The sequence below is a fragment of the Streptomyces tatrensis genome, assembly GCF_049310065.1.
Classification (GTDB): domain Bacteria; phylum Actinomycetota; class Actinomycetes; order Streptomycetales; family Streptomycetaceae; genus Streptomyces.
Map to the genome: position 1 here is coordinate 109,542 of NZ_JBMDLB010000008.1, position 14,222 is coordinate 123,763.

The 14,222-nt window shown below is 71.7% G+C and carries 14 protein-coding genes; 2 read left to right on the top strand and 12 right to left on the bottom strand.

Going from position 1 to position 14,222, the window contains the following annotated elements:
- Window positions 1-128 precede the first annotated feature (128 nt).
- The 5 genes from ACODT5_RS14885 to ACODT5_RS14905 all read right to left on the bottom strand — a co-directional run bounded on the left by ACODT5_RS14885 (window position 129) and on the right by ACODT5_RS14905 (window position 4,727).
- Window positions 129-545, bottom strand: a complete 417-nt coding sequence (locus ACODT5_RS14885) for a hypothetical protein (protein WP_422519754.1) — start codon at window positions 543-545, stop codon at window positions 129-131.
- A gap of 51 nt (window positions 546-596) precedes the next feature.
- Window positions 597-1,301: a hypothetical protein gene (locus ACODT5_RS14890; RefSeq protein ID WP_422519755.1), complete on the bottom strand. Its 705-nt coding sequence runs from the start codon at window positions 1,299-1,301 to the stop codon at window positions 597-599.
- 959 nt (window positions 1,302-2,260) lie between these two features.
- Window positions 2,261-3,046 (bottom strand): ABC transporter permease, encoded by a 786-nt coding sequence (locus ACODT5_RS14895; RefSeq protein WP_422519756.1) that lies wholly within the window; start codon window positions 3,044-3,046, stop codon window positions 2,261-2,263.
- A complete protein-coding gene (locus ACODT5_RS14900) occupies window positions 3,043-4,023 on the bottom strand; it encodes an ATP-binding cassette domain-containing protein (RefSeq protein ID WP_422519757.1) in 981 nt (326 codons plus the stop codon). Before ACODT5_RS14900 ends, ACODT5_RS14895 begins: the two co-directional genes overlap by 4 nt.
- Window positions 4,024-4,058: 35 nt before the next feature.
- A complete protein-coding gene (locus ACODT5_RS14905) occupies window positions 4,059-4,727 on the bottom strand; it encodes a DUF4097 family beta strand repeat-containing protein (protein WP_422519758.1) in 669 nt (222 codons plus the stop codon).
- A gap of 222 nt (window positions 4,728-4,949) precedes the next feature.
- On the opposite strand from ACODT5_RS14905, the gene ACODT5_RS14910 reads away from it, so the two are divergent.
- Window positions 4,950-5,741, top strand: a complete 792-nt coding sequence (locus ACODT5_RS14910) for a GbsR/MarR family transcriptional regulator (RefSeq protein ID WP_422519759.1) — start codon at window positions 4,950-4,952, stop codon at window positions 5,739-5,741.
- Window positions 5,742-5,836: 95 nt separating this feature from the next.
- Window positions 5,837-6,409, top strand: coding sequence for a dihydrofolate reductase family protein (locus ACODT5_RS14915; protein WP_422519760.1), 573 nt, complete (start codon window positions 5,837-5,839; stop codon window positions 6,407-6,409).
- 88 nt (window positions 6,410-6,497) lie between these two features.
- On the opposite strand, the gene aroA is transcribed toward ACODT5_RS14915, so the two are convergent.
- The 7 genes from aroA to aroH all read right to left on the bottom strand — a co-directional run bounded on the left by aroA (window position 6,498) and on the right by aroH (window position 14,183).
- Window positions 6,498-7,781 (bottom strand): 3-phosphoshikimate 1-carboxyvinyltransferase, encoded by a 1,284-nt coding sequence (gene aroA, locus ACODT5_RS14920; protein WP_422519761.1) that lies wholly within the window; start codon window positions 7,779-7,781, stop codon window positions 6,498-6,500.
- A 5-nt stretch (window positions 7,782-7,786) separates the two neighbouring features.
- Window positions 7,787-9,919, bottom strand: a complete 2,133-nt coding sequence (gene tkt / locus ACODT5_RS14925) for a transketolase (protein ID WP_422519762.1) — start codon at window positions 9,917-9,919, stop codon at window positions 7,787-7,789.
- Window positions 9,916-10,236 carry a hypothetical protein gene (locus tag ACODT5_RS14930; protein ID WP_422519763.1) on the bottom strand — a complete coding sequence of 107 codons (321 nt, stop codon included), beginning with the start codon at window positions 10,234-10,236 and terminating at the stop codon, window positions 9,916-9,918. Before ACODT5_RS14930 ends, tkt begins: the two co-directional genes overlap by 4 nt.
- Window positions 10,233-11,324 carry a 3-dehydroquinate synthase gene (gene aroB, locus ACODT5_RS14935; RefSeq protein ID WP_422519764.1) on the bottom strand — a complete coding sequence of 364 codons (1,092 nt, stop codon included), beginning with the start codon at window positions 11,322-11,324 and terminating at the stop codon, window positions 10,233-10,235. The genes ACODT5_RS14930 and aroB overlap by 4 nt, the downstream gene beginning before the upstream one ends.
- Entirely contained in the window at window positions 11,321-12,508 is a 1,188-nt protein-coding gene (gene aroC, locus ACODT5_RS14940; protein WP_422519765.1) for a chorismate synthase, read from the bottom strand. Before aroC ends, aroB begins: the two co-directional genes overlap by 4 nt.
- Before the next feature lie 173 nt (window positions 12,509-12,681).
- A complete protein-coding gene (locus tag ACODT5_RS14945) occupies window positions 12,682-13,806 on the bottom strand; it encodes a prephenate dehydrogenase (protein ID WP_422519807.1) in 1,125 nt (374 codons plus the stop codon).
- Complete coding sequence (aroH, locus tag ACODT5_RS14950; protein WP_422519766.1) at window positions 13,806-14,183, bottom strand: chorismate mutase; 378 nt, start codon at window positions 14,181-14,183, stop codon at window positions 13,806-13,808. The genes ACODT5_RS14945 and aroH overlap by 1 nt, the downstream gene beginning before the upstream one ends.
- Between the last annotated feature and the right edge of the window lie 39 nt (window positions 14,184-14,222).

The following is a 14,222-nucleotide window of genomic DNA, read 5'->3' on the forward strand; positions in this document are numbered from 1 at the left end:
ACAGCCCTGGACTCCATCCTCACTCGGACCAGACGCGGTCAGTAGCGGTGGGGGATGCATGGGCCCCCACTAGGTTCGTGACGACTGCTGATGCCCTCAGCCGGGCGGCAACGAAGGCCTGGTCTGCCTCAGGCGACTTCCAGTTTCGGGCGGCCGGTCGCAGCGGGCGGGGCCTGGTGGTACGTCGGCAGCTTCAGGTTGAGGAGGTCCCCCGCCTGGATGCGGACCAAGGCCTCGCGGAAGGCGACCTCCATGGTTTCGGGGTTCTCGTACTTCGCCGCGAGCGGGTGGAGCCGGTACGAGTTGCCCTTGCGCTCCTCGCTGCGCGGTCTGAGCACGATGTTCAGCTCGCACAGGGGCGCCATGAGCGCGCTGACTGCCTGGGGTGTGACCCCGTACTCGGCCGCCATGTCCTTCTGGCGCACCGGGAGCACTCCTCCGAAGTCACTGCGGGAGACGAGGTACTGGAGGAACTTGACGGCAGCCCCTGAGAGAGGCAGGGCCCAGATGCGCTCCGCGATGATCGGGGACATGACGTGAGCCATGGGACAGCCTTCCTCTGGAGCAGATACCCGCACGGGGGACCGGTGGCATGCTCACCCGGTACGCCGCCTTCCGCGAGCAGTCTGTTCGATGACGACGCCGAGGTCGAGCTCCTCCTGATGGATGCCTTGCGGACCCACCGAGTGGGGGAACCTCCCGGTGTCGTGGTCGTGGCGCTCGGCAATCTCGGCAAGCACCTGCTGCTGAGCAGTGCTGGTGCCGTGGAACCACAGGCGCACGTTGATCTGGATACGGCCGTTGCCGGCCTTCTCGACCCAGTTGTAGCCGCACAGCGCCTGCACGGCGCGGTTGACCGTGGACCGCGTGATCATCTTGCCGCTCTTCTGCACGGCGATCCTGTTCAGCCCGTCCGTGATCTCCTGCTGGGTGTACTGGGCGATGCCGGTCCCCGGCACCTGCCCGCCGGCCACGAAAAGGAAGACGCAGAGCTGGGACTTGGTGATGCTGTTCGCGACGGCCAGCTGAGCCAGCAGCTGCGTGAACCAGTTGCTCGCCAGGCTGTAGCCAGTGTCTCCGGCCATGTCGTGGACGGCTTTCGGGTCCGGCGCGTACTCGAAGTGGACTCCCGTGAGCCGACGGCGCCCCCCGGAGTCAGCGGCCTGCGCAGCCTGCTCCCCGAGCTGTTGCCCCAGAACGGCCAGGATGTCTCCGTACTCCGCTCCCTCTCCCGCGAGCGTGGGAGCAGGAACGGTCCGGGGCCCGCGCTGCCGACGACGGGCGGGCGGATCAGGTGTCACAGAGCCTCCTCGTTGCTCAGACGGTCCGAGGCTAGCCAGAAACTCAACGTGTAGTTGTCTTTTGGGGCACAGGCGCAGCAGAAGTCACCCCCGAGGGTGCCTGATTCGACCGGGGTGGCCGCGCAAAACTCAAGGGTGCGTGGAGTTTCCTGGCGACCCAGCGCCCAAAAAGACCACGCCTGGTTGACTTTTGCATGCCTGCACCGGCCCATCGGCTCGTCGGCGACCTTCTGACCTGCACCGATGGGAGATCGATCGCTGTCGCCAAAAATCAAGTGGGGCTTGATTTTCCCGCGAAATGTGCTCGCCAGCGCTACATTTCGAAGCTCCAAATGTGTCCTGGGGGACACATCCCCTCCAACGAACCAGCAGGTCAGAGGCCTAATTTCGCGGGCGCCCTCTTACTAAGAGCAACCTGGCCGACGGCATCAACAGGCACCGTCTTTCCCCCCAAATGACCCGGGCCCCGAACACCTTCCGTCTGACCCACCGACAACGGGCGGTTGCCATTCGGTCTCCCTCCCCCGGACATCAACCGACACACCGTCACCCCCTCCGGCCAGTGCCCTCCGTTCGGACCCGCATCCCCCCTCCTCAGCCCGATTCGCGCTGTGTCGTCTTTCCTCCACGCCCCTCATGCCCAGTGAGGGCGCCCAGCGCCCGAGGGGTGCCCCGGCGACCGTCAGGGAGCTGGGGCAGGGCGTGAGGGGGAGCGGGTCCAGGGCGCCCGAGCGCCTGGCGAGGGGGTCTGGGGGGCGAGTAGCCCCCCATGCCGCGGCCGGTCCAGCGCGGCCAGGCGCTGGCGGGGTCCAGGGGCTGGCCCCTGGGATCCACGGTCCGCGGCCGGCGACGTACAAGAACCCTGAATACGAACGAGGCGGCGCACTCCGACGTGTTGTCGGGGTACGCCGCCTCGGGGCGGAGCGGGGTGCGGGAGGGGGCCTGCGGTGCCTCGGCCGCTACTTGGGGTCACTGTTGAACTTCGAGGCCGACCAGAAGTAGCCGAGGACGGCGAGTCCCAGGCACCAGGCGACGGCGAGCCATCCGTTGTTGCCGATCTCGGTGCCGAGGAGGAGTCCGCGGAGGGTTTCGATGGCGGGGGTGAAGGGCTGGTACTCGGCGATGGGCTGGAACCAGCCCGGCATCCCCTCGACCGGAACGAAAGCACTGGAGAGGAGCGGCAGCAGGATCATCGGGAGCGCGTTGTTGCTGGCGGCCTCCGCGTTCGGGCTGATCAGCCCCATACCGACCGCGATCCAGGTGAACGCCAGGGCGAACAGGACGAGGAGTCCGAGTGCCGCGAGCCATTCCAGGGCTGTCGCGTCCGTGGAGCGGAATCCGATGGCCACGGCGACGGCTCCGACGAGGATCACGCTGGCGATCGACTGGAGGACGCTGCTGACGACGTGTCCGATGAGTACCGCGCCGCGGTGGATGGCCATGGTGCGGAAGCGGGCGATGATGCCCTCGGTCATGTCGTTGGAGACCGATACGGCCGTACCGATCGTGGTCGAGCCGATCGTCATCAGCAGCAGACCGGGCACGAGGTAGGCGATGTAGTCGGAGCGGCTGCCACCACCGATACCCGCGCTCATCACATCTCCGAAGATGTAGACGAACAGCAGTAGGAGCATGATCGGCGTGAGCAGCAGATTCAGCGTCAGGGACGGGTAGCGGCGGGCGTGGAGCAGGTTGCGGCGCAGCATCGTGGACGAGTCACGGACGGCGAGGGACAGGGAACTCATCGGACGTTCTCCTTCGACTGTGCGGGGACGGTGGACTGGCCGGGGCGGGGGTCGGTGCCGGTCAGGGCGAAGAACACGTCGTCGAGGTCGGGGGTGTGGACGGTCAGTTCGTCCGCCTCGACGCCGGCGGTGTCGAGCCGGTCGAGGATCGAGCGCAGTGCGCGCTGGCTGCCGTCGCTGGGGATCTGCAGCGCGAGTGCCTCGTCGTCCAAGGTGACCTCGCCGAGTACGGCAGCTGCGGAGCGGTAGGCGGCCGGGTCGGAGAACCGCAGCCGGACATGTCCGCCCGGGATCATCCGCTTCAGCTCTTCCGCGGTGCCCTGGGCGGCGATCCTGCCGCCGTTCAGCACCGCGATGCGGTCCGCGAGCTGGTCGGCCTCCTCCAGGTACTGAGTGGTGAGGAAGACCGTCACACCCCCCGCGACCAACTCGCGGATGATCTGCCACATGTTGTGGCGGGAGCGGGGGTCGAGACCGGTGGTCGGCTCGTCGAGGAAGATGATCCGCGGGTCTCCGACCAGCGTCATCGCGATGTCGAGGCGGCGCTTCATACCGCCGGAGTAGGTGGAAGCCGGCTTCTTCGCCGCCTCCGTGAGGTCGAAGCGCTCCAGCAGTTCGGCGGTGACCCGCTGCCCTTCCTGCTTCGACAGGTGGTGGAGGTCCGCCATCAGGAGCATGTTCTCCTCACCGGTGATCAGCCCGTCGTCCGCGGAGAACTGACCCGTGACACCGATGGCGCCGCGCGCCCCCCGCGGGTCGGCGGCCAGGTCGTGGCCGCCGACCCGGATCTCGCCGGAGGCGGGATCCGGGGAGACGAGGGTGGAGAGGATCTTGACGGCTGTGGTCTTGCCCGCGCCGTTCGGGCCGAGCAGGGCGAAGACCGTTCCTTCGGGGACTGCCAGGTCGATGCCGTCGAGGACGGTCTTGTCGCCGTAGGACTTGTGCAGACCGTTCGCCGTGATGGCCCAGGTGGTCATGAGCGGTGCTCCTTTGTGACTGGATGTCAGAGGCGTCAGAGGCTGCGGGCGGTGACGTCGCCGTAGGCGGTGGTCGCGTGGATGGCGAGGCCGGCCGCGGCGCCTTCGGTGTTGCTGAGGGAGTTGTTGATCCGGCCGAGGGCGGTGCCGGCGTCGAGGGTGGCGCTGACCCCGCGGCCGGCGCCGACCGAGATGTCGCCGTACTCGGTGTGCAGTTCGACCGTGCCGCGCAGGGCCTCGACGATGCTCAGGTCGCCCTTCTGGGTGCTGATCCGGGCGGAGCCGGCCAGGCGGCCGACCGAGACGTCGCCGGCGGCGAGGGTCAGGTGGGCGCTCGCGGCCTCGTCGAGCTTGACCGAGCCCTGCGCGGCCTCGAAGACGACGTCACCGAGGCGTCCGACGCCCCGGAGTTCGGCGCTGGCCGCCTTCGCCTCGACGTGGGAGCCGGCGGGCAGCTGGACGGTCACCTCGATGGAACCGGTGGCGCCCAGGAGCTGGTTCTTCGCGGAGGCCGCGATGTGCAGGACTCCGTCGGCGTACTCGACCAGGGTCTGCTCGGCCGCCTTGACGTCGCGGCTCTTCGAGGCGTCTGCGGGCCGGACCTCGACCGCGGTGTCCGTGCGGTCCGCGGCGATGAAGCGGACAGTGCCGGCGGGGATGTCCAGAACGGTGGAGATCGGGGCGGTGGTGGCGAACTTCTGCATGATTCTCTCCTGCGACTCGTTGTTTCCGATGAAGGAAAAGCTACGTTGCTTTCCAAGTCTCAGCAAGAAGTTCGTTGCGATGAATCCTAATAATTGCAGGTCAGAGGCATGTAATCGTTGCGAAGGACTGGAATTGAATGCAACGACAGCCACTCAGGACGTTGCAATGAGATGGAAGTGAACGCTATACTGGAGACACGACGACCCACGAAGGAGACCGCGATGCCGGGAGGCAGGCTCACCCAGCAGGAACGCCAGCAGATCGCCATGGGGGTGGCCGACGGCCTCGCCTACGCGGAGATCGCCAGACAGCTGGACCGGCCGACCTCGACCATCACGCGCGAGGTCATGCGCAACGGCGGCCCCGGCGCCTATCGCGCCGACCTGGCCCACCGCGCCACCGAAGCCCGCGCGCACCGGCGCAAGCACACCGCGCCCCGCGGACCGCAGGCGGCCCCGCAGGCCTACGGACGGGACGCCGAGGCCGTACGCGCCTACGAGGAGGTGTTCAACACCGTCATGATGGCTTCGGGCATGCCCGGCATGACGGCCCGTGTGATGACCTGCCTCACCCTCACCGACACGGGCAGCCTCACCGCGTCGGAACTCGTCCAGCGCCTCCAGGTCAGCCCGGCGTCCGTGTCGAAGTCGATCACGTTCCTGGAGGATCAGGGCCTCGTCCGCCGGGAACGCGACGAAGGCCGCCGCGAGCGCTACGTCGTCGACGACGACATCTGGTACCAGTCGATGATGGCCAGCGCCCGCTCCACCGCCCAGATAGTGGAGACGGCACGGCAGGGCGTCGCCGTGCTCGGCGCCGACACCCCGGCCGGCACCCGCATGGAGAACATCGCCCGCTTCCTCGACTTCGTCTCCGAGAGCATCGCCCGCGCCGCGGAACAGGCCCGCGCGATCCTCCACACGAAGCCCGAGGCGCCCTCGGACACCTCCGCCGAAAGAGCCGAAAGAAATGTCGAGGGGACCGATGAGTTTCCCGGGGAGCCGCGGTCTTAGATCATGAAAGGCACGCCGCGACGACCACGCACGTGGTCGCGGGGCGCGCCGGACGGACCGCCGAGAGCCAGCCACGAGATTCCGAGGAACCCCAGATGCGCAAGATCATCAGCTCCGCCTTCGTCTCCCTCGACGGTGTCGTGGAGGCCCCCGGCGGCGAGCCCGGATACCGGAACTCCGGCTGGACCTTCAAGGACGTCGAGTTCCTGCCCGAGGCGTTCGAGATCAAGGACCGGGAGCAGAAGGAAGCCGGCGCGATGCTGCTGGGCCGGACCAGCTACGAGGCGTTCAGCCCGGTGTGGCCCGGCATGGAGGACTTCGCCGACTACAAGGTGATGCCCAAGTACGTCGTCTCCACCACCCTCACCGAGGACGACCTGGTGTCGGACTGGGGCGACACCACGATCCTGCGCACCCTCGACGAGGTCGCCGCGCTCAAGGAGACCGAGGGCGGCCCGATCATCATGCACGGCAGCGCCGCGCTGAACCGGGCGCTCTCCGACGCCGGCCTGATCGACCGTTACCACCTGCTCGTCTTCCCGCTCCTGCTCGGTGCGGGCAAGCGCCTCTTCAGCGCCACCGACAAGGACGCGCAGAAGCTGAAGCTCGTCGAGCACGCGGCCTACGACAACGGCCTGCAGCTGAACGTCTTCGACGTCGTCCGCTAAGACGCACAAGCTCACGAGCACAAGCACAAGCACCCGCACCCGCGCGACCACGGAGCGGCGCCCCTTCGGGGGCGCCGCTCCGCGCGTTTCAGCCGACGGGGCCGAAGAGGCGGCGCAGTTCCTCGTGGAAGCCGGGGAAGGTCTTGGCCACGCACGCCGGGTCGTCGAGGGTGATGCCGGCGGCGCGCAGGCCCAGTACCGAGAAGGACATCGCGATGCGGTGGTCGCGGTGGCAGTCGACCGTCGCCGGGGCGGGGGTGCCCGGGTGGACGGTGATGCGGTCCGGGCCCTCCTCCACCCGGATGCCCAGCGCGCGGAGGTTCCCCGCGACGGCGGCGATCCGGTCGGACTCCTTCAGCCGGGCGTGCGCGATGCCCGTGATGGTGACGGGGGCGTCCGCGAGCGGGGCGATCGCGGCCATCGTCATGAAGGTGTCCGAGATGTCACCCATGTCGACGGTGAATCCGCCGCGCAGCGCTCCGGTGCCCGTGACCTCGGTCCAGTCCGCGGTGCTGGTGACCCGCGCCCCGGCGCGCCGCAGCACCTCCACGAACGCGGTGTCGCCCTGGAGGCTGCCGGTGCCGAGCGCCTGGACCCGTACGGTGCGTCCGGTGACGGCCGCCGCCGCGAAGAAGTACGAGGCGGTCGAGGCGTCCGGCTCGATGTCGAGGTCGGTGGGCCGGTACCCGCCCGGGTGGACGGTGATCGCGCTGCCCTCCTCCTCGACCCGGGCGCCGAAGTGCCGCATCAGGGACAGGGTCATGTCCACGTACGGACGGCTGACCAGCCGGGGCACGTCCACCGTGAGCGGTCCGCCCATCAGCGGGGCGGCCATCAGCAGCCCGGAGAGGTACTGGCTGCTGAGCCCGGAATCCAGCTCGATGCGGCCGCCGGCCAGCCCCCGCGCGCCGAGGGTGAAGGGCAGGCCCGTGCCGCGCACCTTGGCCCCGAGCCCGGTGAGCGCCTCGAGCAGCGGGCGCAGCGGGCGTGCCCGCAACTGGTCGGAGCCGTCGAAGGCGATCTCCCCGTGCCCGGTGGCCGCGAAGGGCGGCAGGAAGCGGGCGGCGGTGCCGGCGTCGGCGCACCAGACCCGGCCGGGGCCGGCCGGTCCGGCGCCGCGTCCGGTGACCTCCCAGACCTCGCCGGAGCCGTCGCCGTAGCCGGAGCCGTCTCCGTACCCGTAGCCGCTGTCGCCGATGTCGCGCACCCCGGTGCCCAGGTCCGTCAGCGCGGCCCGGAAGGCGAGGGTGTCGTCACTGACCAGGGGCGCGGCCAGGCGGCTGCGGCCGGGGGCGGCGGCCGCGAGGAGCAGCGCCCGGTTGGTGATGCTCTTGGAGCCGGGTATCCGGGCCTCCAGTACGGGAGTTGTCACGGCGCTCACCGTACGGAGCCCCTGCGCTGGGCCCGCTCGAAGCTCGCGCGGGCGGCCGCGGCGACCTTCGGCGCGGTCAGGCCGTGGAGTTCGTACAGGGACTGGTACGGGGCCGAGGCGCCGAAGGAGTCGATGCCCAGCGAGGTGCCGGCCGCGCCGACCAGGGCGTACCAGCCGAGGCTGGAGCCCGCCTCGACGGAGACGCGGGCGGCGACTTCGGCGGGGAGCACCTCCTCCCGGTACTGCTCCTCCTGTGCCTGGAACCACTCCAGGCAGGGCATGGACACGACGCGGGTGGCGAGGCCCCCGTCCTGGAGGATGCGGCGGGCGTCGAGGGCGATGGGGACCTCGCTGCCGGTGGCGATGAGGATGGCTTCGGGGCGTCCGCCCTCGGCCTCGGCCAGGACGTACCCGCCGCGCGCGGCGCCCTCGGCGGGGGACAGCCCGCTCTCCTCGGTGCGCTCCAGGACGGGCAGGTTCTGCCGGGACAGGCACAGGCCCGCCGGGCGGTCGTCGTTCTCGAGGATGGTGCGCCAGGCGACGACGGTCTCGTTGGCGTCGGCGGGCCGGACCACGTCCAGGCCGGGGATGGCGCGCAGGGACCACAGGTGCTCGATGGGCTGGTGGGTGGGGCCGTCTTCGCCGAGTCCGATGGAGTCGTGGGTCCAGACGTAGGTGACGGGCAGCTTCATCATGGCGGCGAGGCGGACGGCGGGGCGCATGTAGTCGGAGAAGACGAGGAAGGTGCCGCCGTAGGGGCGGGTTCCGCCGTGCAGGGCGATGCCGTTGAGGATGGCGCCCATGGCGTGCTCGCGGATGCCGAAGTGCAGGGTCCGCCCGTACCGGTGGCCCGAGTACGCCTCGGTCGCCAACTCCTCGGGGATGAAGGAGGGTTCGCCCTTCATGGTGGTGAGGTTGGACTCGGCGAGGTCCGCGGAGCCGCCCCACAGTTCGGGCAGGACGGAGGCGAGCGCGTTCAGCACCTCGCCGGACGCCTTGCGGGTGGCCATCTGGCCGCCCCCGGAGAACACCGGCAGGCTCTCCTGCCAGCCCGCGGGCAGCCGGCGCTCGGAGAGCCGGTCGAAGAGCTCGGCGCGCCCGGGGTTCAGGGCGCGCCAGTCGGCGAGGGTCTTGTCCCACTGGCGGTGCGCCTCGGCGCCCCGGTCGGCGACCCGGCGGGCGTGGGCCAGGACGTCGGCGGGGACCTGGAAGGAGAGCGCGGGGTCGAGGCCCATCGCCGCCTTGGCGGCCGCGGCCTCCTCGGCGCCGAGGGCGGATCCGTGGATGCCGCCGGTGTTCCGCTTCTTCGGCGCGGGCCAGCCGATGATCGTGCGCAGCGATACGAGCGAGGGCCGGTCGGTGGTCTCGCGGGCGGTGGTGAGCGCCTGGTGCAGGGCCGCCACGTCCTCGACGTAATCGCCCGTGGCCGTCCAGTCGACCTCCTGCACGTGCCAGCCGTACGCCCGGTAGCGGGCGAGGGTGTCCTCGGAGTGCGCGATCTGCCGGTCGTCCTCGATGGAGATGCGGTTCTCGTCGTAGAGGACGACGAGGTTGCCCAGGCGCTGGTGGCCGGCGAGCGAGCTGGCCTCGTGCGCGACGCCCTCCTCCAGGTCGCCCTCGGAGGCGATGGCCCAGACGGTGTGGTCGAACGGGGAGGTGCCGGGGGCCGCCTCCGGGTCGAACAGGCCGCGCTCCCGGCGGGCCGCCATGGCCATGCCGACCGCGTTGGCGAGGCCCTGGCCGAGGGGGCCGGTGGTGGTCTCCACGCCCGGGGTGTGCCCGTACTCGGGGTGCGCGGGGGTCAGACTGCCCTCGGTGCGCAGGCCCTTGAGGTCGTCCAGGGTGAGCCCGTAGCCCGACAGGTAGAGCTGCGTGTACAGGGTCAGGCTGGCGTGGCCGCAGGACAGGACGAAGCGGTCGCGGCCGGCCCAGCGCGGGTCCTGGGGGTCGTGCCGCAACAGCCGCTGGAAGAGCAGGTAGGCGGCGGGCGCGAGGCTCATGGCGGTGCCGGGGTGCCCGTGTCCGGCCGCCTCGACCGCGTCCACGGTCAGTGCGCGGGCGACCTCGACGGCCCGGCGGTCGGCGTCCCCCCAGAGCAGGGCGGACGCGGGGCCCTGCGGGGCGGTGGCGGCGGTCATGACGGGCCTTCCTGTTCGGCGGATTCGGCGGATTCGGGGGATTGGGCGCATACGAGTGCTCTGGCCGGTACGGGCACCCAGGCGCGCAGGGGTGCTCCGGCCCGGGCGGGCACCGCGGCGCCCAGCAGGACCGGCACCGCGACGGCGTTCCCGGCCCGGGCCGGGAACGGCGCCCTCCCCGCCCGGGCACGGACCGCGTCGGGCGGCAGCAGCGGGGCCGGAAGGGGCACCCCGGCGCCGGCCGCGGCCGCGTCCCCTTCGGCGTGGGCGCGGCGGATCGCGCGGGCACGGGCGTAGCGGACTCCGGGCCGGGTCACCGGGCAAGCCGTTCGTAGGCGGCCGCGAGGAGCTCCTCGTCCGGGGCGGTGAGCAGGGCGGGGCGCGCGATGGCGTCGAGGACGACCAGGCGCAGCCGGCTGCCCCGGGTCTTCTTGTCGATGCCCATCGCGTCGCGCAGCGGGCCCCAGGCTCCGCCGTGGGTGGTGGGCAGCCCGGCGGCGGTGAGCAGGGCGCGGTGGTGCTCGGTGTCGGCGGCGGACAGCCGGCCGTCGAGCCGGGCGAGTTCGGCGGCGAAGACCATGCCGGCGGCCACCGCGTGGCCGTGCCGGACCCGGTAGCCGGAGACCCGCTCGATGGCGTGGCCCAGGGTGTGGCCGTAGTTGAGGTGCTCCCGGCGGCCGTCTTCGCGGAAGTCCTCGGTGACGACCTCCGCCTTGACGCGGATGGCGCGCTCCACGAGCTCACGGGTGTGGCGGGCGCCGACCGGGTCCTCCCCGACCAGGCGCAGGATCTCCGGGTCGGCGATGAACCCGGCCTTGATGACCTCGGCGAGGCCGCTGACGTGGTCGGCGCGCGGCAGGGTGGCCAGCAGGTCCAGGTCGCACAGCACCCCGGCGGGCGGGTGGAAGGCGCCGACGAGGTTCTTGCCCTGGGGCAGGTTGACGGCGGTCTTCCCGCCGATGGCGGCGTCGACCATGCCGAGCAGGGTGGTCGGCACCAGGACGAGGCGTACGCCGCGCAGCCAGCCGGCGGCGGCGAACCCGGCGAGGTCGGTGGTGGCGCCGCCGCCGACGGCCACGACGGCGTCGGAGCGGGTGAACCCGGCGTCGGCGAGGGCCCGCCACAGGCCCACCACCACGGTCATGTCCTTGGCGGCTTCGCCCTCGGGCACTTCGAGGGAGACCACGATCCGGCCCTCGTCGGTGAGCTCCCGGGCGATCCGCCGGGCCGTGGCCAGCAGCGGGCGGGAGTACACGACGGCCACCCGCAGCGGTCCGGCGCCCAGCACGCGGCCGGTCTCGCCGGTCAGCCCGTGGCCCACGACGGCTTCGTACGGCCGGTCCCCGCCGACCGGGATCCGGGTGCTCACCGCCGGCGCCGGCGTGTCCAGCGTCGGGGCGCTCACCGGACGGCCAGGTTCTCGAGGTAGCCCCGGTGGTTGCGGGCGGTCTCGGCGAGGGAGTCCCCGCCGAACTTCTCCAGCGCGGCGTGCGCGAGGACCAGCGCCGTCATCGCCTCGGCCACGACGGCCGCGGCGGGCACCGCGCAGACGTCGGAGCGCTGGTGGTGGGCGACGGCCGGCTCGCCGGTGGCGACGTCGATGGTGGCCAGGGCGCGCGGCACGGTGGCGATGGGCTTCATCGCGGCGCGCACCCGCAGCGGTTCGCCGGTGGTCATGCCGCCCTCGACCCCGCCGGAGCGGGCGGTGCGGCGGCGGACGGCGCCCGCCGCGTCCCGCTCGATCTCGTCGTGGGCGAGGGAGCCGGGGACCTTGGCGAGGCCGAAGCCGTCGCCGAACTCGACGCCCTTGATGGCCTGGATGCCCATGAGGGCGGCGGCGAGCCGGGAGTCGATGCGCCGGTCGCCGTGGACGTAGCTGCCCAGGCCCGGCGGAAGTCCGTACGCGAGCACCTCGACGACTCCGCCGAGGGTGTCGCCGTTCTCGTGGGCCCGGTCGACCTCGGCGACCATCGCGGCGGAGGCCTCCGGGTCCAGGCAGCGCACCGGGTCGGCGTCGACGCGCTCGGTGTCGTCCGGCCCGGGCACCACGCCCTCCGGGGCGGTGGCCGCGCCGAGCGAGACGACGTGGCTGACGATGGTGATCCCGTACGCCTGCGACAGGAAGGCGCGGGCGACCTCTCCGACGGCGACGCGGGCGGCGGTCTCGCGGGCGCTGGCCCGCTCCAGTACCGGCCGGGCGTCATCGAATCCGTACTTCTGCATCCCGGCGAGGTCGGCGTGGCCGGGGCGGGGGCGGGAGAGCGGGGCGTTGCGCGCCCGGCCGGCCAGCACCTGCGGGTCCACGCCGTCGGCGGCCATCACCGTCTCCCACTTGGGCCATTCGGTGTTGCCGACCTGGATCGACACCGGTCCGCCCTGGGTGAGGCCGTGGCGGACGCCGCCGAGGAAGCTCACCTCGTCCCGCTCGAAGGCCATCCGGGCGCCCCTGCCGTGGCCGAGGCGGCGTCGGGCGAGGGAGTCGGCGACCGCCTTGGTGGAGATCTCCACCCCGGCGGGCAGGCCTTCGAGGACGGCGGTGAGTGCGGGGCCGTGCGATTCGCCCGCGGTGAGCCATCGCAAAGTGCTCAAGGGTCATCCTCTGTCGTGCGGCGTGGTGGGCCGGCGTGGTGGACGGTCGGACCAAGGAGGTCGTACGGGGATCCGCGGACGCGGGGGTCGTACGGCGATCCGCGGACGCTGGGTCGAACGGCGCAGGGTCGGACGACGCGGGGTCGAACGGCGCAGGATCAGACGGCGCGGGGTCAGACCCCGACGGCCACCGGCGGAGCCTCGATCGGCCCCATCCGCTGGACCCGCCAGCCCGCGCTCATCAGGCCCTGGGACACGGTCACGGCGGTCCCGCGGGCCACCATCAGCTCGACCAGGCCGCTCTCGTCGCCCGGCGAGTGGTCGATGGTCATGTCCTCGATGTTGACCTGGAGTTCGGCGGCTGTCGCCAGGAGCCGGGCGAGTTCGCCGGGCTGGTCCCCGATCAGGACCCGGACCGGCGCGCAGGCGGGTACCGGGTGTCCGTGCTTGCCGGGGATGCGGTCGCGGCCGCTGATGCCGCGGCCGAGCAGGTCGGCCAGGAGCGTGGTGCCCTGGGCGCGTTCGTCGGCGTCGTCGGTGGCCAGGCCCCGCAGGGCGGCCACGGTGACCTGGAGGTCCTCGGCGAGTTCGGTCAGCACGTCGGCGACCGCGGTGGCGTTGGACTCCAGGATGTCGCTCCACAGCCGGGGGTCTCCCCCGGCGATCCGGGTCACGTCGCGCAGCCCCTGCCCGGCCAGCCGGCAGGCGTCCTCCTGGAGGTGCTGGAGGCGGGCGGCCATCAGCGAGGCGACCACGTGCGGGGTGTGGGAGACGCGGGCTACGGCCCGGTCGTGCGCGTCGCTGTCCATGACGACGGGCACCGCCCCGCACAGCGAGACCATCATGAGCGCCATGTTGAGCGCTTCGCGGCTGGTGTGGGCCGTGGGGGTCAGCACCCAGGAGCGGCCCTCGAAGAGGGTGGCGCAGGCGGCGAGCGGGCCGGAGCGCTCCCGGCCGGCCATGGGGTGTCCGCCGATGAAGCTGACGGGGTCGGCGCCGGCGGCGAGGACCCCGATCTCCGGTTCGGTCTTGACGCTGGCGACGTCGGTGTACGAGCGGGCCAGGCCCCGCTTCTGCTGGGCGGCGAGCACGGTGCCGACCTGGGCCGGCGGGACGGCCAGTACGGCCAGGTCCACGGTGGTCTTCGGGGCGCCGAGGGTGCCGGCGCCGAGCGAGGCGGCGGTGCGGGCGGCCGAGTCGTTCTCGTCCATGAGGTGGACGGCCACCCCGCGGCGGGACAGGGCCAGGGCGATGGAGGTTCCGATGAGGCCCGTCCCCACCACCACGGCGGAGCGGATCATCTGGAATCTCCGGCGGTGACCAGGTCTCGGCGCAGGGCGGCCGCACCGCCCAGATAGACGTGCTTGATCTCGCGCTTGGACAGCTCCGTCTCGGCGTACGCGAGGATCCGCACGACCCGGGGCAGGGACCCGGCGATGTCCAGTTCCTGCGCGCACATCATCGGCACGTCGGTCACGCCCAGATCGCGGGCGGCGACCGCCGGGAACTCACTGACCAGGTCGGGGGTCGCCGTGAAGAACAGGCTGACCAGTTCCTCCTGGTCGAGCCCGTTGGCGGCGAGCATCTCCTGGAACAGCGTGCGGACCCCGTCCAGCAGGTGGCCCCGCTCGTCGACTTCCAGCTGGATGGCACCGCGCAGGGCACGCACGGACATGGGCTTCTCCCTTTGCTTCAGGACGGTACGTCGATCGGT

Excerpts from the sequence above, each read along its gene's own strand:
- ACODT5_RS14905 (WP_422519758.1), bottom strand. The coding sequence starts at position 4,727 with ATGCAGAAGTTCGCCACCACCGCCCCGATCTCCACCGTTCTGGACATC.
- aroH (WP_422519766.1), bottom strand. The coding sequence starts at position 14,183 with ATGTCCGTGCGTGCCCTGCGCGGTGCCATCCAGCTGGAAGTCGACGAG.
- ACODT5_RS14915 (WP_422519760.1), top strand. The coding sequence starts at position 5,837 with ATGCGCAAGATCATCAGCTCCGCCTTCGTCTCCCTCGACGGTGTCGTG.
- ACODT5_RS14910 (WP_422519759.1), top strand. The coding sequence starts at position 4,950 with ATGCCGGGAGGCAGGCTCACCCAGCAGGAACGCCAGCAGATCGCCATG.
- ACODT5_RS14900 (WP_422519757.1), bottom strand. The coding sequence starts at position 4,023 with ATGACCACCTGGGCCATCACGGCGAACGGTCTGCACAAGTCCTACGGC.
- tkt (WP_422519762.1), bottom strand. The coding sequence starts at position 9,919 with ATGACCGCCGCCACCGCCCCGCAGGGCCCCGCGTCCGCCCTGCTCTGG.
- ACODT5_RS14895 (WP_422519756.1), bottom strand. The coding sequence starts at position 3,046 with ATGAGTTCCCTGTCCCTCGCCGTCCGTGACTCGTCCACGATGCTGCGC.
- ACODT5_RS14885 (WP_422519754.1), bottom strand. The coding sequence starts at position 545 with ATGGCTCACGTCATGTCCCCGATCATCGCGGAGCGCATCTGGGCCCTG.